Origin of the sequence: Streptomyces sp. NBC_00376 (assembly GCF_036077095.1) — a bacterium.
Taxonomy (GTDB): domain Bacteria; phylum Actinomycetota; class Actinomycetes; order Streptomycetales; family Streptomycetaceae; genus Streptomyces.
This window is the reverse complement of sequence record NZ_CP107960.1, coordinates 959,409-979,419: the sequence shown is the minus strand read 5'-3', so window position 1 is coordinate 979,419 and position 20,011 is coordinate 959,409. Positions and strand designations below refer to the sequence as shown.

The following is a 20,011-nucleotide window of genomic DNA, read 5'->3' as shown; positions in this document are numbered from 1 at the left end:
GGCTGTCAGATGACAGCGATCCCGGACGGTGGCCCCCGCGTGGTCAGGACGTGGATGAGGAAGAGCTGCCGCAGCGCGGGGGACCGGTGGCCACGGCGAGCGCTGATGCGCGGCCGATGGGGCGGTGCGGGGAGACGGAGAAGCAGGCACAGCGGCGCGACGATCCACCCGGCGAAGGTGCGCAGCAGGCGGAACGCGGCCCGTTCCCCGTAGGCGAGCCAGAGTCCGCACAACAGTGCCGCCATGAGATGCGCGGCCAGCATCCCGGCCGATGACAGGCCGGCCATGGAGTGCCCCGCGGGCATGACGGTCGACGGGTCGGCCATCGCCTCCATGCCGGAATGAGCGTGTTGCATTCCGCCCGTCATGGTCATGCCTGTGGTTCCGGGCGGGGGCTGGTGCAGCCGGCTGCCGAGCCCGGCTTCGGTGACGATGCGTACGGCTTCCGGCTCGGGGATCGAGGAGGGGGTTGCCGGACCGCAGAGCAGGGCAGCGGCCCACTGCTGAGCGAAGGACGGGCTGTCGGTCACAGCGGGGTGCACGGTTGCCTGTGCCAGCGAGAATCCGGTGTGCAGTACGCCTTGGGCGGCAACCATCATCGAGGTCACGGCGAGAACGCCGCGCTCACGGCCACTGAGGAACCAGGCAGTGGCCGCAGATGCCACGAAGGCGGCGGCCATGGCCCACCAGGGAACGCCCGTTCCGGACATGAGCACGTGGCCGAGGGCAGCGAGCAGCACACAGGTCGCTGCGAACACCGCAGCGCGTACCGCTCGACAACATCGGCCTGGAGTCATGGCGGGCCCATCCTTGCACTCCTCCGTCGGCCGTCACGGGTGGGTACGCAAAGTCGGGACAGGCACCCCCAGCCTGCCGATTGTGGCGTATGCCACATGAATTGCGGGGAACTCCAGTGTTGTTCGGCCCGACTCCTGACGTGGCGACAGGTGAACCAGTGGCGTGGGACGGAGACACCGGTGCGGACAGGACAGGGAGTGCCGGCGGCCCTGGCATCAGGAGCCGGCCGGTCGCTGACGGCGCTGCTCACCTGCGCCATGGCGTTCTCGATGCTGCAGCTCTTTCTTCTGGGAGCCCTCGGCCCGCGACTCGTCGACGAGCTGGGGATCTCTCCCGCAACGCTCGGGCTGACGACGACGATCGGTTTCGGGACCGCGGCGGTTCTCTCCCCGGTGGGCGGCCGGATCGTGGACCGGATCGGCCCCCGGCGGTCCCTCGTTGCTCTGCTGCTCGTGTCCGCCGGTGCGCTGGCCCTGATCGGTGCGGCGTCCGGTACGGGATTCCTCCTGGCCGCCGTCGCCCTGGGAGGTCTGCCGCAGGCGCTGGCCAATCCGGCTACGAACAAGGCGATCCTGGCCGCCGTCGTGCCGGCCCGGCGTGGTTCGGTGACCGGAATGAAGCAGTCGGGTGTGCAACTCGGGGCGTTCGTTGCCGGTCTGCCGCTTGCCGCACTGGCGTCGGGAGTGGGGTGGCGCGGTGCGGTGTGGACGGCGTCCGGCACAGCTTTGGCCGTGGCTGCGTGGGCCATGCGTGCGTTGCCTGCCGATCCACCGGCAAAGGAGACTTCGCTCCGTGCCTCGCTGGTGCCGCGGGGAGCCCTTGCCTGGCTGGCGGGATTCTCGTTGCTGCTGGGCAGCGGCATTGCCTCGGTCAACACCTATCTGGCGCTCTTCGGCGTCCAGGAGCTCGGAATGAGTCCTTCGACGGCCGGTGCTCTGGTGGCCGTACTGGGCGTGGCAGGAATTGCCGGCCGGGTGGGCTGGTCGAACGCCGCCCGGCCAGGGCGGGCCGAGTGGTTGCCGGGTTGGCTGGCGGCCGGTGCGGTCGGAGCGGCTCTCCTGCTGGCCGGTGCGCTGTTGGCTCACCCGCTGGTCTGGGTGGCGGCGACGGCCGTCGGTGTGTTCGCCGTTGCGGGCAACGCCGTCTCCATGGTGCTGGTGATGCAGCGTGCCGCCCCCGGACGCGCGGGGCAGGACTCGGCACTCGTCTCTGCGGGCTTCTTCGCCGGCTTCGCCCTGGGCCCACCCGTCTTCGGAGCACTCGCGGAAGCCGGCCGCTACGGGCCCGGATGGCTGCTGGTGGCCGCGGAGTTCGCGGCGGCCGGGGCCGTCGCCTTCGCATGGGCCGTGCGGGAGAACAGGCCGTCCAAGGCGGTTCCGGCGTGACGGTGGCCGGGGACCGGATTGAACGCGCACTCGCGGACATTCTGTGCCGGGCAGGTGTCACCAGGGACGAAGTCGGCGCACGTTTCCCGCTGTTCGCCGACCCGGAGACGGGCCGCTGGGAGACGACCGGTCGTGGATCGTGGACCGGCGGGTTCTGGGCGGGGCTGTTGTGGTTGCGGGCCCGGTACACCGGTGACGCAGCCGACCGGGGCGTGGCCTCGGACTGTACGGCTCAGCTGGCCGGATGGGTGGAGGCGGACACCGCCACCCGCGGTCTGATCCTCTGGTACGGGACCGCCCTGGCCATCGGCGACCCGGGGGCGGACGAGCTTCGTGGCCGAGCAGCCCGAGCCTGCCTGGATGCTCTGGACCCCGAACTGGGCCTGGTTCCCTGGGGGGCCGCGCTGGGCGGCCCCGGGCTGCTGGCACGTGTGGATGCCGTGCCCGGCATTGTGCCGCTGCTTGCCTCCTCGGGTGCCGAGGGCGCCGCGGCTGCCGCGTCCCACCTCCACCGGCACATCGATCTGTGCCTTGCCGATGGGGCAGTGGTGCCCGCCCTGCGGTTCGAGCCGGACAGGGGCTGGCGGCCGTGCGACGAGCCGAGACCCGGCTGGAGCCGCGGGCGACCGTGGCTCCTGCTCGCCGTGGCTGACGCCCTGCATCAGCCCAGGACCACGCGGTGGAACCGTCAACGGCTGGAAGCGACGGCTGCGGAGCTGGCCGCCGCACTGACCGGGGCGCCACGGTGGGGCGTTCCGCCGGCCGACGAGGGAGAACCGGACGGGCCGCAGGACACTTCGGCCGCCGCGATCACAGCGGTGGCGCTGCTGAAGCTCGCCCTGGTCCCGGGACCCAGGGCAGCTGAGTACCACTCCCGGGCATGCTCGATCCTGGCCCACCTCGTGACCGTGCACCTCTCCGGGCCGGCCGGATCCCGGCCCACCGGGATGCTGCTGAACGGCTGCTACGACGCCGGACGATCGGTTGCCGTGCGCCACGAACTGATCTGGGGAGACTTCTTCCTGGCCCTCGGGCTGGCGGCCCTGGTCGGGCTGGTCGACATCCGCACGGTGTAGACGAGGCAGGCCGCTCAGGTTTCGTAGGCGCGCAGTGCACGACGGGCGACGGAAGTGATGTGCAGCTCGTCCGGGCCGTCCAGGATCCGGGAGGCTCGCCCGGTACGGAAGAGCGCGGGCAGAGGAGTGTCGGGTCCCAGACCGGCCGCGCCGTGGACCTGGATGGCCGCGTCCGTCACCTGCTGCAGCATGCGGGCGGCAGCTACCTTGGCCAGGCCCACCTCGACGTGCGCGTCCAGCCCGGCAGCGATCCGGGTCACCGCCTCATGGACCAGCGGACGGGTCGTGCGCAGTGCGAGCAGCGACTCGAAGACATGCTGCTGCACGAGCTGGTGACCGCCGAGCGGACCGCGTGAGCCGGTACAGGCGTTGACACGCTCGCACATCAAGTCGAAGGCCCGCTGTGCTTGGCCGGTCCAGCGCAGGGCCCGCAGAGTACGGCCCAGCTGGAGACGTTCCCCGGCAATGGTGAGAGCGCTGCCCCGCTCCCCGATGAGATGGTCGCCGGGGACACGGACACCGTCCAGTTCGATCTCCGACTGGCCACCAGCGCCAAGAACGGGAAGCTCGCGCACGACGCGGAAGCCTGGTGCTCCGGTCGGTACCAGGAACAGGGAGAGGCCGCCGCGGTCCGTGGACCAGTCGGTTCGGGCCAGAACGGTCACCAGGTCGGCGTCGGCGGCTCCCGAGGTGAACCACTTGCGGCCACTGATCCTCCAGCTCCCATTCGCCTCCTCCACGGCCCGGGTACGGGTCATTGAGGGGTCGGTACCCGGGACACCGGGTTCGGTCATCGCGTAGCAGGCCCGGAGCTCCCCGGCGCCGAGCCGTTTCGGATACTCCTCGCGTATGCGTGTGCTGCCGTGACGGTTCAACATGAGCACATCCAGCAGCGAAGCCGACCCCAGGGCGGCAGGCCCGTGGTCGCTTGCCCCTTCGGCCTCGGCCACCTGCGCGTACTCCGTCAGAGAAAGCCCACCACCGCCCAGCCCGGAGGGCAACGGCAGGGCCCACAGCCCTTCCTGCTGGGCCAGGACGCGCAGGTCGCGCAAGGTGGCGGCGGCGACCGGCCCACCGGCGTCCAGCACCCTCTCGGCCGGCATCACCCGTTCACGTATGAAGCGGCATACCTGACTCCTCAACTCAGCCGCCACGCCTGCGTTTTCCGAGACCTGCTCGCGGTCGTCCACCACATTCCTCCGGTCTGCCGGGAACCCGTGGAAGCGACAGTCCGACTGCCTCTCCACGGAACTGGTCGGGCGCGCAGGTGCCCTGGTTCCCGCGTTCAGGACATCCCCGGCGCCGGCCACCGCCGCGCCAGGAGAGGAGAGGCATGGCGTCACCAGTCACCACACAGACCGTCCGCCCACTGGACGGGCTCGACCTGGAATCGTCGGGGCCTGCCGGCCTCGTAGCGCAGCACCTTCGGCTACTGGGAGCCCGCGTCAGCCCGGAGCCGGCCGGGCCGCAGTCCGCGACAACTGCGCGGACCGTGCTGAGCGGCCAGGGAATTCTGCCCATCGAAGCGGAGGTGAACCGGGCGGATCCGCAGAGCGGGATCACCGACGAGGCCACGGTCCAGGCCGCCACCGGGATCATGGCCGTGCACGGGCGACGAGTCGGCGGACCGCGCGGCCTTGCCGTCGACTACGCCACCACCGCCGCCTCCGTGCTCACGGTTCAGGGAATCCTGGCAGGGCTGTTGGGGCAGCTCCGTGGGGGAACGACCAGTCGGGTCGGCACGAGCGTCGACCGGGCCGGACTACTGGCTGTCTCCCAGTACCTGGCCGCTGCGGGAGCTGACGAGGGCGAGGCTGCGGAACTCGCGCCAGGGGGGCCGCCCTTCACCGACGCGGACGGCACACTCTTCGAGCTGGAGACCCTGGAGCCCGGGGCCTGGGCCGCGTTCTGGCGCGCCTTGGAAGCACCCCCCGAGGCGATACGGGATGGCTGGCGGCCCTTCCAGTTCCGGTACGCCACGGCCTGCGCCCCCTTCCCGCAGGCCCTGCACATGACGGTCCGCGCCCACCCCTGGCAGCGCGTACTCCAGGCCGCGGCGGTATCCGGCGCGGAAGTCTGCCCGCTGGGAACTCTGGCCGGGCGGGCAGCAGAGCACGACTGGGCGCAGCCCTGGTCGCTCACTCCCCTCGGGCCCGGCCGTCACCGTGTCCCCACTGCGCCTCCCACGGCCGGGCGGCCGTTGGCAGGACTGACCGTGCTGGAGGCCGGCCGACGCATCCAGGCCCCCCTCACCGCCCACCTTCTGGGGCTGCTCGGCGCCGATGTGATCCGCATCGAACCGCCGGGCGGGGATCCGTTGCGCGGGATGCCGCCGGCCTGCTCCGGTGTTTCCGCCCGCTGGCTCGCGCTCAACCGCGGTAAGCAGGCCGTGGAGGTCGACATCAAAGCCGAGCCCGACCGGCGCCGGCTGCGGGAGATGGCGGCAGAGGCCGATGTCTTCCTCCACAACTGGGCCCCCGGCAAAGCGGCCCGCTTCGGCCTCGACGCCGACCATCTGGCAGCGGTGAACCCCGCGCTGGTCTACGCGTACACCAGCGGATGGGCCGACCGGATCGCCGGTGCCCCCATGGGAACCGACTTCATGGTCCAGGCCCGTACCGGAGTCGGAGAAGCGGTGCACCCGGCAGGCGAACCGCCCGCACCGTCATTGATGACCCTCCTGGACGTCCTGGGCGGGCTCCTGGGAACGGAAGCCGTTCTCGCGGGCCTGCTGCTGAGAGAGCGCAGCCGGCAAGGCGTCCGGGTGGACTCCTCGTTGCTCGGAGCGGCCGACGTTCTCACCGCCCCCGCCCTGCGCCGGGCCGCAGCAGGAGCGAACGCGAGAAGGCCGGCCGGGTTCCGTCACCCGTTGCGCACCTCGGACGGGTGGGTCGCTCCCACCGACGCGTGTGCCGAAGCCGCCTCTTGTCACGACTTGAGGGGGCTGTCCACTCACGACGCCCTGGCGCAGCTGAACGCGCACGGACTGTCCGCCACCGCGGTCACCACGGACCTGGCGGATCTTCATCACGATCCTCGCTTCGCCGGCTCGATCAGCCGCGACGCGCACGGTGCCCTCGCTGTTCCCGACCCCTGGAGTTTCACATGACCGCCGTCCTCCACGACCTGCTGCCCGCCGGCCTCCGCCGTTCGTGGGCCATTGACGGGACCTGCCCCGATCTCGACGTGTACAGCCTCTTCCGGGCCCGGCAGATCGCGGATCTCCACCGCACAGCGGTCCTCGATGCCAAAGGCAGACTCTGCTACACCGCCCTCGACCGCAAGGTGCGATGTCTGGCTACCGGCCTCAGGGACCTCGGCGTACAGCCGGGCGACGTGGTCGGCGTACAGCTGCCCAACGGACGCAGCGCCGTCATCGCCGATCTGGCGCTGGCGGCCCTCGGAGCGGTTGCTCTGCCCTTCCCGGTCGGACGCGGCAGCCTGGAAGCCGAATGCCTGCTCCGCCGCGCGGAGGCCGTCGCCGTCATCGCAGCCGTCGAGCACCGGGGCAACCACCACGCCGCGGACCTCAAGTCTCTGGCTCCGGCGCTCACCTCCTTGAGTCACGTCATCGCCGCCGGCCCCGGCGACACGCCAGAAGGAACGATTCCTCTCTCGGGGTTGCTCCGCTCCGATCCCAGCGGATTCGTTCCCGCACGGCCGGACCCCGACAGCGCCGCCCGTATCCTCGTCTCATCCGGCTCCGAGGCAGAGCCGAAGATGATCGCCTACTCCCACAACGCACTGGCCGGTGGACGAGGGAACTTCCTCGCCTCGCTCATCCCTGACGGGACTTCGCCCCGCTGCCTGTTCCTCGTGCCGCTCGCCTCGGCCTTCGGATCGAACGGCACGGCCGTCACCCTCGCCCGGCACGGTGGGACCCTCGTCCTCCTGGACCACTTCACGCCGCAGGCCGCTCTCGACGCAGTGCGGGAGCATCAACCCACACACATCCTGGGCGTGCCCACCATGGTGCGCATGATGCTCGACCGCCTCGACAGCACAGGCGAGACGCTGCCCGCCCCCACGGCCCTGATCCTGGGGGGCTCCGCGCTCGACGAGACCACGGCTGAACACGCCGCGAGTGCTTTCGGCTGCCCTGTCGTCAACCTCTACGGTTCGGCCGACGGCGTCAACTGCCACACCGGACTGACCGGTGCTGCTCCGCTCGCGGACGGCCGGGGCGTCGTGGCCGGCCGCCCCGACCCACGGGTGGCGGACATACGCATCACCGACACCGAGACCTGTGAACCCCTGCCGGACGGTGGCATCGGGGAGATCGTGGCGCGGGGCCCCATGACCCCCATGTGCTATGTCGCCTCCCCGGAGCTGGATGCCCGCTACCGCACTCCCGACGGGTGGGTACGCACCGGCGACCTCGGATACCTCGACGGCGAAGGCATTCTGCACATCGTCGGACGCCTCAAGGATGTCGTCATCCGGGGCGGGGCCAACATCAGTCCCGCCGAGGTCGACAGGGAACTCGCCTCGCACCCCGGTGTGCGAGACGTCGTGTGCCTCGGAATCCCGGATGCGGTGATGGGGGAGCGGCTGGCGGCGTGCGTCGTGTCCCGGGCCGAGGAGCCCTTGACACTGCAGATGCTCTGCGACCACCTGACCGAACGAGGTCTGGAGCAACGCAAGCATCCCGAGCGCCTTCTGGTCGTGGACGAACTTCCCTTGACCCCTGCGGGCAAGCCCGACCGGGCGGCACTGCGGGACCGAATGACGGAGCACGACCGCTCCCGCGCGACGAACGAAGTCCCAACGCGCAGGTGAACTGAACAGCGTCACACCGAGGTTCGGTCCCTTCTCCCCGGTGCGGCGATGTTTCGGCATATGAACGCAGCGAACGGGGGCAGGCCGAAATCCGGGACTGCCCCCCACGCGGTGTGTCAGGAAGCGGACATGGCTTCTTTCAGCGCGGCTGCCGCGTTTCGGTACACGGGCAGCAGGTCGAGGTCCCTTCCCGGGTAGTTGACGATCTCGATCTGCTTGGCACCGGAGTCGGGCAGAACCGTGCCGGTAGACATGTGGGCGTTGTCCAGGACGAGCGTGGGCTTCTCCTTCCCCAGCTCCGCCAGTTGGGCAGGGGTTACGGCTTCGGGCCCGTACGTGCCGACCAGGTCCGCCCCCGCAAGCTTCGCGGCCCAGGCGGTGAAGACCTGGCTGACGACCAGCGGGCTCTTCGCGCCCGGCCAGCCGACTTTCAGATCCTCGGACAACTTGGCGTACTCGTTGTCGAAGGCCTCCGTCCACTTCGCCGCGGCGCCCTCGGTGCCGAACAGTGTGCCCAGCTTGGCAACCTCGGCGTTGACCTTGTCCGCGTCGTTGTCGAGATTCACCTCGACGAGTTCGGCCTCGGACCCTGCGGCCTCCTTGATCTTCCCGGCGTACGGTTCGAAGGGGGCGTAGAGCACGAAGTCGGCACCGGCGACGGCCGCGAGATCGGAGGGCTTCGGGTCGTAGTCGGGTGCGTGCTGCACGGACTGGGGGACGATGACCTTCACATCCTCGGCTCCTGCAGCCTTGGCCAAGGCTCCTTCCCAGGTCGTGGTGACGACCACCACCGGATTCCCGTGGTGCTCGTCGCCGCTTCCGGCGGACGACGAGTCGCTTCCGCAGCCGGTCACCAGGGCCAGCGCTGCGCTCAGTGAGAGGAGGGAAGCGGTACGGCCGAGTGTGCGCGCCATGTGTTGATTCTCCGTTCGGGTATGAGATGGACGGCAAGGACCGCGGCCCCCGCAGTGAGGACGAGGACCGGCCCGGGAGGCCAGTCCAGCCACAGAGCGACGAGGAAGCCGGTCAGGTTCACGACGATGCCGATGGCAACGGCCCAGAGAGTGATCGACTTCAGTGAGGTGCCCAGGCGGCGTGCGGCGAGAGCCGGCAGGAGGGTGAGGGCATCGACCAGCAGCGCACCGGTGAGCTTGATCGCGCCCGCGACGGCGACTGCGACAAGTACCAGCAGCGCGAGGGTCAGCGCCCGTACAGCAACTCCCGAGCACTGGGCGAGCTCCCGGTCGTACAGCAGCAGAGCGACATCGCGGCTCCGCCACAGGAACAGGCCCACGACGACGACGGCGAGCACGCCGAGCACCACCAGATCAGCGGTTCCGACGGACAGGATCGACCCCCAGAGCAGGGCGAACGCACCAGAGGCGTTGATCCCCGAAACGGCGAGCACCAACAACGCCGCCGCGATCGCGATACTCATGAGGAGTCCCATCGCTCCGGACAGCCCGTCGGGTACGCGGGCGAGCGGAGCGACGGCGGCCCCGGAAAGGGCGCACGCCACCAGCGCACACAGCATGGGATCGAGGCCGGTCACGAGGCCGATCGCTATGCCCAGCAATGCGACGTGCATCATCGCGAAGCGCACCGGCATGATGTCGAGCCCCACGATGACCACACCGACCACCGGTAGACCGATAGCAGCGAGCAGCAGAGCGAATCCCGCCCGCTGCACGGGAAGCAGTTGGAGGAGTTCGCCGAGATCGGCGGTCGCGAGCGTCATCGGACCTCCCGAAGACGGCCCGCGGCCATTTCCAGGACCCGGTCGCAGCGATCCGCCAGCGCCCGGTCGTGCGTCACCACGAGGAGGGTCACCGGCAAGGAGGTGAGGACATCGGCCGCTTCCTCCTGTCCTTCGAAGTCAAGAGCGGCGGTGGGCTCGTCGGCCAGCAGCACCTGCGCCCCGGCCGCGACACAGCCGATGGCCCGGGCGAGATACATCCGCTGCAACTGGCCCCCGGACAGGGTGTGCAGAGGTCGCTCTGTCAGCTTCCCCACACCGAGCCGAGCCGCCGCCGAGGCGGCCTCCGCGTGAGCGCTGCTGCTCGCCAACAGCTCCGTACCGAGGAGAGGGAAGCGACCCGCCGCAGGTTTCTGGGGAATCCAGGCGCAGGCACGGCGGCGCCAGGCCCACTCCGCGGGTGAGCGGGTGCCTCGTCCGCCGACCAGGATCGATCCCGTCGCCTGTCGGTGCAGACCGAGCACCGCACGCAGCAGCGTCGTCTTTCCCGAGCCGTTGGTTCCGGTCAGCGCCACGCGTTCACCGGCGGCGATGTCCAGATCCACGTCGGCCACGGCCTCCAGCCGGCCATGCCGGCAGGCGACCTCCTGCATACGCACATCCAGCCCACCCATCACACGCCCTTCGATCGTCAGCCACTGCCGCGCGGGTCGGGTCCCCGGTCAACCTCTCGGCCCCCGGCAGTAGTCGGATGACGGAGGGATCCGGTTCCCAGGACACGAATGCCGATCGTGGAACATGTCGATGAACAGGCAAGCCGCCGCTGCACGGCGGACCGCCACCGGGTGACGGGTCTGCACGTGCTGTCTGCCCGGAACATCCGCAAGGTTCGCGTGCGAGCGGTGATGAGCGGGCGGTCGACGGTGAGTCGGTGGGGACGACGTCTCCCGTTCGGGTTCGAGGAAGCTCTCTCAAGTAGTCGTTGATGGTGACCTTTTGGTTTCCGTGATTCATGCGTCGCTGGAGTCACCGGAGGCACCAGCCCGCCGGGGCGTGCTGCGGGAGCCTGTTTTCCCAGCGCTTGCGGGCTGCTGCGAGCGGGCATCTTCTCTGTGCCCGGTCCGCAGGAGCCGGTTCTGCGAAGGGGCGTACGGAGGGCGGAAACCATGACTGATCTCGGTTCCATGGAGCCTGTGGCAACGTTCTGCGGAAAATGTGACTGCGGTTGCCCTCAGCTGTTCGTCGATGACACCGCTCCGGCCGAACAGCGGATCGTGATCACCGACGACTTCGGTCACCGGATCCGGATGAGCGCCGACCAGTTCGGCTCCATCGTCGAGGACGCCAAGGCGGGCAAGCTGGATTCCGTCGTCGCCGGGGACAGGGTTCTGAACAGAGCCTGATTCAGCTACCGGGACGGACGACGACTGCCACGACCTCGACCGGATCGCTGTGACGGAAGCGCAGGACGAAGGGAAGTGTGTCGCCCACCTGCAGGCGTTCCTTCACCTTCACCATCACGTCCACCGTGCTTGGCGACATGGCAAGGGTCTTGCCGGCGGGTAGGCCGACCGAGCCGACCATGCTCATGGAACCTGCACCGCTGTCATGACGTACGTGACGGCTGAGCATGGAGCTCTCCGCGGCCGGACAGGTGACGGAGACCAGCCGGTCGTCGGCTCCGCCGCTGTTGGTGATCCGGAAGAACGCCGCGGTGTCCACATTGCCGTTGTAGGGCAGGAAGACCCGCCCGTCACCGACCTCCAACTGCGGTGGGGCCCCGGCGGCCCCCGATGCCGTCCAGGCGGTCAGGCCGCCCAGAGCCACCGAGAAGGCGGCCAGAGGGGCGATCGCGGCAATCAGCCCGTCGTGCAGACGACGGCGTGTCGGAGCCCAGTCTCCGGCGGCGATCCGTTGAGGTCGGTCCGTCATCGCTGTGTCCCTCCTAGTTGGTGCGAAAGCCGTGTCGTGGGGCGGCGCGCGGGCGACGGCTGCCAGGCCCGAAGGCGCAGGCTGTTGCCCACCACCAGCAGGGAGCTGACGGACATGGCTGCGGCAGCGAACATCGGGTTGAGCCACCCGGTCGCGGCCAGGGGCACGGTGACCGCGTTGTACGCGAACGCCCACACCAGATTGATACGGATCGTTCCCAGCGTGCGACGTGCGAGGCGGACGGCGTCGGTGACCACCTCGATGTCACCGCGGACCAGCGTCACATCCGCAGCGCCGATGGCGACATCCGTGCCGGTGCCCATGGCGATTCCGATATCGGCGCCGGCCAGGGCGGCGGCGTCGTTCACACCGTCACCGATGACGGCGACGCGACGGCCCTCTCGTTTCAACTGCCGTACCAGGTCCGCCTTGTCCTCCGGGGTGCACCGGGCGTGCACCTGGGTGATGCCGAGTTCGTCGGCTACGGCGAGAGCGGTGACCTGGTGGTCGCCGGTGGCCAGAACCGGTTCCACTCCCAGACGCCGGAGCCGGTGCACGGCGCGGTAACTGCCCGGCCGCAGCACGTCTCCGACCGCGATGAGAGCCTCGTCGACGTCGTCGAGGCGAACCAGGACCGGCGTGTGTGCGGCCGCTTCGGCTCGGGCCAAGGCCTGTGCCAGTGGCTGTGGAAGATCACCTCGGGCGGCACACACCTCCACCAGACGGCCCTCGACACAGCCCACGATGCCCTCTCCGGGTGTCGCCCTGAAGTCGGAGACGTCCGGCAAGGGGCGCTCAGGCATTGCTCGTTGTGCGTACACGGTGATCGCTCGACCCACCGGGTGCTCCGATCCGCGTTCGGCTCCGCCCGCCAGCCGAAGTACAGCTTCCCGCCCGACTCCCCCCTCTGCTGCGGTGATGCGGGAGACGGTCATCTGCCCGGTCGTGAGGGTGCCGGTCTTGTCCAGCACCACCGTGTCGATGTTGCGCAGTGTCTCCAGGGCCCGCGGCCCGTTCACCAGAATCCCGAGTTGTGCACCTCGGCCGGTTGCGGCGAGAAGAGCGGTCGGTGTGGCCAGCCCCAGTGCGCAAGGGCAGGCGACGACCAGGACGGCCACACACGCGGTGATGGCCGTCTGGGGGTCGGCTCCGGCGCCGAGCCAGAAGCCGAGGACGGTGACGGCCAGGGCCAGTACGGCCGGCACGAACACGCCGGCCACCAGGTCCGCCAGACGCTGGGCACGGGCCTTCCCCGCCTGGGCTTCGGTGACCATGCGCGTGATCCGGGCAAGCTGGGTGTCCGCACCCACCGCCGTGGCACGTACGAGAAGCATGCCACCGGCGTTGACGGCGGCTCCGACAACGCTCTGGCCCGGGCCGACTTCGACCGGGTCGCTCTCCCCGGTGACCAGAGACAGATCAAGGGCCGAACTGCCCGAGACCACAACTCCGTCGGTGGCGACCTGCTCTCCGGGCCGGACGACGAACTCCTGCCCGATGCGCAGCTGTCCGACAGGAACCCTTCGTTCCTGGCCGTCCTCCCGCACGGTCGCGTCCTTGGCAGCCAGCGAGGCCAGCGAACGCAGCGCCTCCCCCGTACCGTTGCGGGCCCGCGTTTCGAGGAATCGGCCGGTGAGGACGAACAGCGGAACCGCGACAGCGGCTTCCAGGTAGACGTGCGCAACCCCCGCGCCGGCTGAGGGGAACAGAGTGAACGGCATGCGCATGCCCGCGGTGCCCGCTCCGCCGAGGAACAGGGCGTACACCGACCAGGCGAAGGACGAGATGACGCCGAGAGAGACCAGAGTGTCCATGGATGCCGACGAGTTCCGCAGCCCGCGCAGTGCGCGCAGGTGGAAGGGCCAGGAACTCCACAGGACCACCGGAGCGGACAGTGTGAGGCACAGCCACTGCCAGTTGCGGAACTGCAGGGAGGGCACCATGGAAAGAGTGATCACCGGGACGGCGAGCAGCGCGGTGATCACGAGCCTGTTGCGTTGCGACGTGGCCACTTCGTCTGCCCGATCCGTCTCGCCGGGCGCTTCGAGGGGTTCGGATGCCGAGGGCAGTTCGGCTGTATAGCCCGCCCGTTCGACGACGGCTACGAGATCGTCCGCGGTGACTTCAGGGGGGTGGCTCACCCTCGCCCGTCCGGTGGCGAGATTGACCGTGGCGGTCACCCCGGTGAGCTTGGCCAAGCGCTTCTCCACACGGTGCACGCAGGCCGCGCAGGTCATTCCACCGACGACCAGGTCGGTGGTCGCCGGCGAGCTCTCCGACTGTGCAGTCGTCACCCTGCACCACCCGAGTGCATATCGCCCATGCCGCCGTCGTGTGGTGCGGGCTCGTCATGGATGTCCGTAACGGTGGAGTGCATCCCGGGCGCTACCGGTCCGACGGCACCACCGATCCTGTACGAGACGGCGAACATCGCCACGAGCAGTACAAGGAAGCCGATCAGGCCGGGGGGCGGCACCCACCGGGGAAGTTCCGCAATGACGCGTGGGGGTTTCCGTACTTGCATCGCCGCTCCAGACAGGGGCACACGCTGACGGCGCAGCGCGGGGGTGGAGAATCACAAGGGCGCGACAGTCGGTGCGACTCGGCCCGTGGCCCTCATGCTGGCACTGACAGAGCACCAGAAATGCCCATACAGCGGCATGTTCACGCGTGACTCTTCTCGCGGCATCTCCTCGGAACTGAACCCACCGCTGACACGACTTCCTGTCCCAGGAGGCTGGTCCGCACATCGAAGAACCGGGTCATCGCTCGCGGATGAGGCGGGGCAGCTCCGCCAGGGCGTCGGCGAGACGGTCGGCCGGCAGGCCACCGCCCTGCGCCGGCTCCGGGGAGCCGCCGCGGCCGGCGAGGAACTGCTTTACCGGCGACGCAGCGTTCAGTCCTGTCTCTCGGCCTGCCTTGTTCAGCGCTACGACGATGACTACGGCGTGTGTTCCGACGCCGACGGCACCCGGGGTGCCGACAGAAAGCCGGTCACGTACGGCGGTGGCCAGGGCGCGGGCCTCGTCCGCACCGCCGTCGGTGGTGGCGGTGACTGCCTGGAAACCGTTCGCGTCCGAGGCGAGTCCGGCGAGTCCGGTGGCGCGGGCGGCAGTGGCCTGCTGCTTGAGACGGGCGTTCTTCCGGTCAGCTGCCTTGAGCCGGTCCAGCAGTCCAGCTGTGCGCGTGCCGGGTGCCGTGTGCCGTGTGCCGAGGAATGCCGCGTGGCCGCTGCCCCCGGGAGCGGGATGGGTGGTCTGTGTCGAGCCGAGTTGCCGGTAGAAGGACATGGCCGAATCGGCGCGCACGGAGGTCAGCAGCCGGCACCGCCCGGCTGGTGCGTCCGCGGTCACGGCTTCGAGGAGCGAGGCACCGATTCCCCGGCCCTGCGCCGTGCTGGGGACGGCGAGTGCTGTGGTGAAGCCCGGCCGGGAGACGTCGTGTGCGAGGCGTTGCAGGTAGTGGTCGGTGTGCGTTTCGCTCTCGTTCCGGGGCGGTGCCGAGAACGCCTCGGCATGGACCTGGCGTATACCGTCGGCGAACCCTGGAAGAAGTGAACCCGGAACCGGCCGGACAAGCCGCGCCGTCACGCGGCCCTGGCGGCTCGGGTGACGGGGTGCAGGGCGGCGTACTCAAGTGGCGCGGACGGGTCGATGGACACATCCAGGGGGGCGGGCTCGGCTCCCGCCCGGACCAGCAGGTCACCGACGGCTGCGATCATCGCCCCGTTGTCGGTGCACAGTTTCAGCGGTGGGACCCGCAGCGCGATCCCGGCGGCCGAGCAGCGCTCCTCGGCGAGCGCCCGCACACGGGAGTTGGCGGCCACCCCACCCACCACGACCAGCGTTCCCACACCATGCTCACAGCAGGTGGCCACCGCCTTGCGCGTCAGCACGTCCGCCACAGCCTCCTGGAGCGATGCGGCTCCGTCCGCGAGCGGCAGCTCCTCGCCGCGCAGCCGGGTAGGCGAAGGCCACCTGCGCCCAGTGTTCGGCGGAGGTCGGAAAGCAGGACCGAAGTCCGTGGTGCCAGGCCGCGGATGCCCCCTGGTGCAGCGTCAGCCGTGGCGCGCAGCCGTTCACCATCCAGCCGACCGCCAACGGACTGGCGTCCGTCGACGCCCACGATCAGATGGAGCTCCACTCCCGTACCGTCTTCTTTTCCAGCTGCCGGAAAGACCACCTTCGAACAACGTCGGCAACCCCGGGCTACTGGTCGGCCGAAGTGATCCGACGGCCCGTGAGGCTCGTGGACCGGATCGATACCCACATCTCGCGCTCCCCGCCCGCCCATGGTCTGGTGTGAGCGTGCTGGGCGAGCCTGCGCAAGGTATCGGGATCCGTCACGGTGCTCGCGGGGCCGACGGCGAGCACGCTCCAGCCCTGGCTGAGGGCATCGTCCACGTGGTCGACCTCGAAGGCGACCTCCTTGTCCGCAGCCGCTGCGGTCACGGTGCCCGGCGCCGTCCGGAAGACGATGGTGTCATCGATGACTTCGTAGTTGACCGGGATGACTGCTGGGTGGCCGTCGGACGCCGAGACCGCGACGCGCCCCACGCCGTGCGTGGAGAGCAGGGCGCGGCACTCCTCCGGGCCGAGATCCCGTAGTTGAGGGTGGAGCAACGCGTTTCCCCTGCCGGGTGGGAGATCCATGCCGCCGCCGCGCAGAGTGGTGACGGTGGTGCCCAGCGCGTCGGCCAGTCCGATGAGGGTTGCCAGGGTCGGGTCCGCGGGTTGTTCCTCCAGGTAGGTGAGGTAGCTGAGCGACATCCCCGCGCGGCGGGCCATCTCCTCACGGCTCATCCCTTGTCTTCGCCGCTCGGCGGCCACGCGTCGGCCGATATCGCCGGGGTCGGCCGTCCCACTCGCTGGAGCGGCGGCTGGCGACACCGCAGCCTCACCCGTGTCCGGTTGCGACTCTCGCGCGGCCCCGGACTGTCGGTGCTCCAGGTGGTGGATGTGTGCGTCGGGCCCGGGGTAGAAGAGCGTCACCTCGTCCGTGTCCGACCAGCACACGTCGTAAGGAGGTGTTCCGTCCTCGTGGTGCAGGCCGACGATCTCGCCGTCGCGCCTGGCGGTGCCGGTTCTTGGACTCTCGATGACGAGTTGGTCGCCGAGGTGAGCTCGCATGATTGCCGCCCTCTCCTCAGAATGATGCTGTATCCAACGTGCCACGTGGGACTCACGGCCGCATGGGGCGAGAGCCGCGCGGGACGGGCGACCCGCACCGGGCGGCGCCACGCGTCATTGAACGGTCGAGGGGCCCATGGCTCGCGGACCGACTTCGCTCAGCGGAACCGTGGCGACGCCGGCCGCTGTCCGGTGTCGTGCCGAGCGGGGCGCGTACTCCAGCAGCGCACGCATGTCGTGCGAGGCACGCCGCCGGCCGCCGCCTCCAGGGTCCGGCCGGTGGCCGGCACGAGCGCGATGAGTACCCGGGCGAGGTATTCATGGACGGCAAGGGTGCCACCGAGAGCGAGGACCGCGATCAGGCCGACGCCCGCGTGGCCGTGGCGGAGCGCGGCGACCACCCAGCCGACCGCCGGGGGGGCCGCCAGCAGGTCGGCGAAACCCTCGCCGCCGGTCAGCCGGGTGTCCATCACACCCCGGCGGGGCCGGCCCGCAGCAGGGGACGAACGGCTCTGCCGCCGGGGCCGTCCAGACGCTCTTCGTGCCTCCGGGCACGGGGCGATGATCGCGGCGTGCGAGCGGTTTCCGCCCACCGGATGCCTCTCGCCGTGAGGCTACTACCGTGAAGGTGTGACCCCGGTTCGCTACGTGGGTCACGACGGAGGCAACGTGGGCGACAACGGCGACAAGGGATCCGGCCACTGCGGAGAGACGCACCGTCGGCTGGGCACACTGCCGGGAGATCTCCAGGAGCGGCTCGACGCCGTGATGCGGGGTCCGGCCGAGGCCCACCTGCTGGATGCCGTCATGTCGGTGGGCAGAGGACTCGATCTGCCCCAGGTGCTGCGCCGGATCGTGGAGGCCGCGGTCGTCGTGGTCGATGCCGAGTACGGGGCCCTGGGGGTGGTCGGTGAGGGAACCCGGCTCACACAGTTCCTGCCGGTGGGCATCACGGAGGAGCAGCGCGGGGCCATCGGCCCCCTGCCCGAGGGACACGGCATCCTCGGCGAGCTGGTCCGCCACCCCGAGCCGTTGCGGCTGGTGGAACTCTCCGAGCATCCGTCGTCCTACGGGTTTCCGCCGAACCACCCCCCGATGCACTCGTTCCTGGGGGTTCCCGTCCGGGTTCGCGACAGGGTGTTCGGCAATCTGTACCTGACCGAGAAGCGGGGAGGCCGGGCATTCGACGCCGAGGACGAAACCGTGGTGTCGACGCTGGCGGTGGCGGCGGGAGTGGCCATCGAGAACGCCCGTCTGTACGCGGAGACGCGCGACCGCCAACGCTGGCAGGAAGCCAACAGCGAGATCGTCGCGGCTCTGCTGAGCGGAGCGGACGAGACACACGTCCTGCAGATGATCGTTGATCACTCCTCACACATTCTTGCCGCGGATCTCGGGGTGCTGGCACTGCCCGCGGCAGGGGGGTCCCTCCGCGTGGCAAAGGCGTCCGGGCTGGACGCCGAGATGCATCGCGGTCTGGTCCTGCCGCGGGCGGGCTCGTTCGCCGGTGCGGCCCTGGACGCGGGCGAGCCGATCACCAGCCTCGACGTCGAACATGATCCGAGGATCAATGCGGGCCCGCCGAGGTGGGCGGGGCTCGGCCCCGCGGTCGCGGTTCCGATGGTCACGGGGGAGCGGACCCGTGGGGTGCTGCTGCTGGCCCGGGTACGGGAACGTCCCGCCTTCACCGATGCGGAGACCGCACCGCTGCTGGCGTTCGCCGGACAGGCGGCACTGGCGATGGAGCTCACCGAGCGGCGCGATTCCGCCGAGCAGATCGCCCTGCTGGAGGAACGCGACCGCATTGCCCGGGATCTGCACGATCTGGCCATTCAACGGCTGTTCGCCACCGGGATGACCCTGCAGAGCGTGGTGCGGCTGGTGGAACAGCCGCAGGCGCGCGAACGGCTGTTGCGAGCGGTGGACGATCTGGACGAGACCATCAAGATCATCCGGTCCACCATCTTCGGACTCCGCGCCGGTGGTCCGGGCCGGGCCGGCCAGGGGCTGCGTGCCCGGACCGTGGCCACGGTCGAGCGGGCCGCGCGGACTCTGGGCTTCCAGCCGACGCTGCGGATGGGAGGGCTGATCGACACCGATGTGCCGGCCGCGACCGCCGATCAGGTGATCGCGGTGCTCGGCGAGGCGCTGAGCAATGTCACCCGCCACGCACGGGCGACGGCGGTGGACATCTCGCTGATGGTGGGGGAGGGCGAGGTGAACCTGGTCGTGTCCGACAACGGTGCGGGCATGCCGGCACACAGCGGTTCGCGCAGCGGGCTCGACAACCTCGCACGGCGCGCCGAGAAACTCGGCGGGGGGATGAGTGTGGGGGAGTCCGCGCAGGGCGGTACCCGGCTGAGCTGGCGGGTTCCGCTGCGACTCTCCTGATGCCGCACGGGTGTTTCGAGGAGCCGTACGGTCAGGTCTGATGGCGCTCGGCACCGTGTGGGGAGGCATCCGAGGCGTGCGCGGCGATCACAGCCGCCTGGATGCGGCGCTCCACACCGAGCTTGGCCAGCAGACGGGAGATGTGGTTCTTGACCGTCTTCTCCGACAGGTAGAGGCGCTTGCCGATCTGGCCGTTGGTCAGGCCTTCGCCGATCAGCGCGAGGACGTCCTTCTCTCGCGGGGACAGCGCCGACAGCGCGTCGTCCCCCTCGGATCCGGCACCGGGCTGTTCCTCGCGCAGGCTGTTCATCAGCCGTGCCGTCGTGGACGGGTCGAGGGTCGAGCGTCCGGAGGCCAGTGTGCGGACGGCGGTGACGAGGTCCGCGCCCTTGATCTCCTTCAGTACGTAGCCGGCCGCGCCGGCCATGATGGCGTCGAGCAGGGCCTCGTCGTCGTCGAACGAGGTGAGCATCAGGCAAGCCAGTTCCGGCATCCGGGAGCGCAGCTCACGGCAGACCGTGATCCCGTCGCCGTCCGGCAGCCGCACATCGAGAATCGCCACGTCGGGGCGGAGCGCCGGGCCGCGGGCCAACGCGTGATCGGCTGTGCCGGCGTCGCCGACGACCTCGATGTCGGGTTCCGCGTCGAGCAGATCCTGCACGCCGCGCCTGACCACCTCGTGGTCGTCCAGCAGGAACACCCGGATCGGCTTCCGCGCCGAGAACCCCGTGTCCTCGCTCATGGTGGCCCTCCTCGGCTCCACGGGTTGCCCGGCCCCGTCTCGTCATCGTGAGTTCGTACAAGCGGAACACACCAGGGGTCGAA

The 20,011-nt window shown here is 70.0% G+C and carries 16 protein-coding genes and 2 pseudogenes; 6 read left to right on the top strand and 12 right to left on the bottom strand.

Going from position 1 to position 20,011, the window contains the following annotated elements:
- Positions 1–5: 5 nt before the first annotated feature.
- Positions 6–758 (bottom strand): hypothetical protein, encoded by a 753-nt coding sequence (locus OG842_RS04600; protein WP_323185702.1) that lies wholly within the window; start codon positions 756–758, stop codon positions 6–8.
- Positions 759–977: 219 nt separating this feature from the next.
- Between OG842_RS04600 and OG842_RS04595 the strand changes: the two genes are divergently transcribed.
- Positions 978–2,183, top strand: coding sequence for an MFS transporter (locus OG842_RS04595; protein WP_266727663.1), 1,206 nt, complete (start codon positions 978–980; stop codon positions 2,181–2,183).
- A complete protein-coding gene (locus OG842_RS04590; protein WP_266727661.1) occupies positions 2,180–3,259 on the top strand; it encodes a sugar ABC transporter permease in 1,080 nt (359 codons plus the stop codon). The genes OG842_RS04595 and OG842_RS04590 overlap by 4 nt, the downstream gene beginning before the upstream one ends.
- Positions 3,260–3,273: 14 nt before the next feature.
- On the opposite strand, the gene OG842_RS04585 is transcribed toward OG842_RS04590, so the two are convergent.
- Entirely contained in the window at positions 3,274–4,413 is a 1,140-nt protein-coding gene (locus tag OG842_RS04585; RefSeq protein WP_323185796.1) for an acyl-CoA dehydrogenase family protein, read from the bottom strand.
- 179 nt (positions 4,414–4,592) lie between these two features.
- Between OG842_RS04585 and OG842_RS04580 the strand changes: the two genes are divergently transcribed.
- Positions 4,593–6,368 (top strand): CoA transferase, encoded by a 1,776-nt coding sequence (locus OG842_RS04580; RefSeq protein WP_266727658.1) that lies wholly within the window; start codon positions 4,593–4,595, stop codon positions 6,366–6,368.
- On the top strand, positions 6,365–8,038 hold the full coding sequence (locus OG842_RS04575) for a class I adenylate-forming enzyme family protein (RefSeq protein WP_266727656.1): 1,674 nt from the start codon (positions 6,365–6,367) through the stop codon (positions 8,036–8,038). The genes OG842_RS04580 and OG842_RS04575 overlap by 4 nt, the downstream gene beginning before the upstream one ends.
- Before the next feature lie 116 nt (positions 8,039–8,154).
- Here the strand turns inward: OG842_RS04575 and OG842_RS04570 are convergent, their stop codons facing one another.
- Genes OG842_RS04570 through OG842_RS04560 form a run of 3 tightly spaced genes read right to left on the bottom strand, consistent with a single transcriptional unit; the run spans position 8,155 to position 10,408 of the window.
- The gene (locus OG842_RS04570; protein ID WP_266727654.1) at positions 8,155–8,952 is read right to left on the bottom strand and encodes an ABC transporter substrate-binding protein; all 798 of its coding nucleotides are present in this window, start codon (positions 8,950–8,952) and stop codon (positions 8,155–8,157) included.
- A complete protein-coding gene (locus OG842_RS04565) occupies positions 8,910–9,776 on the bottom strand; it encodes a metal ABC transporter permease (RefSeq protein ID WP_266727652.1) in 867 nt (288 codons plus the stop codon). Before OG842_RS04565 ends, OG842_RS04570 begins: the two co-directional genes overlap by 43 nt.
- Positions 9,773–10,408: an ABC transporter ATP-binding protein gene (locus OG842_RS04560; RefSeq protein ID WP_266727651.1), complete on the bottom strand. Its 636-nt coding sequence runs from the start codon at positions 10,406–10,408 to the stop codon at positions 9,773–9,775. The genes OG842_RS04565 and OG842_RS04560 overlap by 4 nt, the downstream gene beginning before the upstream one ends.
- A gap of 492 nt (positions 10,409–10,900) precedes the next feature.
- Here OG842_RS04560 and OG842_RS04555 point away from each other — a divergent pair, with 492 nt between their 5' ends.
- Complete coding sequence (locus tag OG842_RS04555; protein ID WP_266727649.1) at positions 10,901–11,137, top strand: hypothetical protein; 237 nt, start codon at positions 10,901–10,903, stop codon at positions 11,135–11,137.
- Between the two features lies 1 nt (position 11,138).
- Here the strand turns inward: OG842_RS04555 and OG842_RS04550 are convergent, their stop codons facing one another.
- The 6 genes and pseudogenes from OG842_RS04550 to OG842_RS04525 form a co-directional block, all read right to left on the bottom strand.
- Positions 11,139–11,666, bottom strand: coding sequence for a copper chaperone PCu(A)C (locus tag OG842_RS04550; protein WP_266727647.1), 528 nt, complete (start codon positions 11,664–11,666; stop codon positions 11,139–11,141).
- Positions 11,663–13,903 (bottom strand): heavy metal translocating P-type ATPase, encoded by a 2,241-nt coding sequence (locus OG842_RS04545; protein ID WP_266733427.1) that lies wholly within the window; start codon positions 13,901–13,903, stop codon positions 11,663–11,665. The genes OG842_RS04550 and OG842_RS04545 overlap by 4 nt, the downstream gene beginning before the upstream one ends.
- 525 nt (positions 13,904–14,428) lie before the next feature.
- Complete coding sequence (locus tag OG842_RS04540) at positions 14,429–15,256, bottom strand: GNAT family N-acetyltransferase (protein WP_323185701.1); 828 nt, start codon at positions 15,254–15,256, stop codon at positions 14,429–14,431.
- A pseudogene (locus tag OG842_RS04535) lies at positions 15,253–15,627 on the bottom strand (tRNA (adenosine(37)-N6)-threonylcarbamoyltransferase complex transferase subunit TsaD); the annotation flags it as partial. The gene OG842_RS04540 and the pseudogene OG842_RS04535, both read right to left, overlap by 4 nt.
- A 247-nt stretch (positions 15,628–15,874) precedes the next feature.
- A complete protein-coding gene (locus OG842_RS04530; protein WP_266727643.1) occupies positions 15,875–16,795 on the bottom strand; it encodes a pyridoxamine 5'-phosphate oxidase family protein in 921 nt (306 codons plus the stop codon).
- A gap of 150 nt (positions 16,796–16,945) precedes the next feature.
- Positions 16,946–17,265: pseudogene (locus OG842_RS04525) on the bottom strand (heavy metal translocating P-type ATPase); the annotation flags it as partial.
- A gap of 199 nt (positions 17,266–17,464) precedes the next feature.
- Between OG842_RS04525 and OG842_RS04520 the strand changes: the two are divergent.
- Positions 17,465–19,186: a GAF domain-containing protein gene (locus OG842_RS04520; protein WP_443064052.1), complete on the top strand. Its 1,722-nt coding sequence runs from the start codon at positions 17,465–17,467 to the stop codon at positions 19,184–19,186.
- Positions 19,187–19,217: 31 nt separating this feature from the next.
- Here OG842_RS04520 and OG842_RS04515 read toward each other — a convergent pair whose 3' ends face one another.
- Entirely contained in the window at positions 19,218–19,928 is a 711-nt protein-coding gene (locus OG842_RS04515) for a response regulator (protein ID WP_266727641.1), read from the bottom strand.
- Positions 19,929–20,011: the final 83 nt, after the last annotated feature.

Bases quoted from the DNA above. Each gene is read 5' to 3' on its own strand.
- OG842_RS04580 (WP_266727658.1), top strand. From the start codon at position 4,593: ATGGCGTCACCAGTCACCACACAGACCGTCCGCCCACTGGACGGGCTC.
- OG842_RS04575 (WP_266727656.1), top strand. From the start codon at position 6,365: ATGACCGCCGTCCTCCACGACCTGCTGCCCGCCGGCCTCCGCCGTTCG.
- OG842_RS04570 (WP_266727654.1), bottom strand. From the start codon at position 8,952: ATGGCGCGCACACTCGGCCGTACCGCTTCCCTCCTCTCACTGAGCGCA.
- OG842_RS04565 (WP_266727652.1), bottom strand. From the start codon at position 9,776: ATGACGCTCGCGACCGCCGATCTCGGCGAACTCCTCCAACTGCTTCCC.
- OG842_RS04560 (WP_266727651.1), bottom strand. From the start codon at position 10,408: ATGGGTGGGCTGGATGTGCGTATGCAGGAGGTCGCCTGCCGGCATGGC.
- OG842_RS04555 (WP_266727649.1), top strand. From the start codon at position 10,901: ATGACTGATCTCGGTTCCATGGAGCCTGTGGCAACGTTCTGCGGAAAA.
- OG842_RS04550 (WP_266727647.1), bottom strand. From the start codon at position 11,666: ATGACGGACCGACCTCAACGGATCGCCGCCGGAGACTGGGCTCCGACA.
- OG842_RS04545 (WP_266733427.1), bottom strand. From the start codon at position 13,903: ATGACCTGCGCGGCCTGCGTGCACCGTGTGGAGAAGCGCTTGGCCAAG.
- OG842_RS04530 (WP_266727643.1), bottom strand. From the start codon at position 16,795: ATGCGAGCTCACCTCGGCGACCAACTCGTCATCGAGAGTCCAAGAACC.
- OG842_RS04515 (WP_266727641.1), bottom strand. From the start codon at position 19,928: ATGAGCGAGGACACGGGGTTCTCGGCGCGGAAGCCGATCCGGGTGTTC.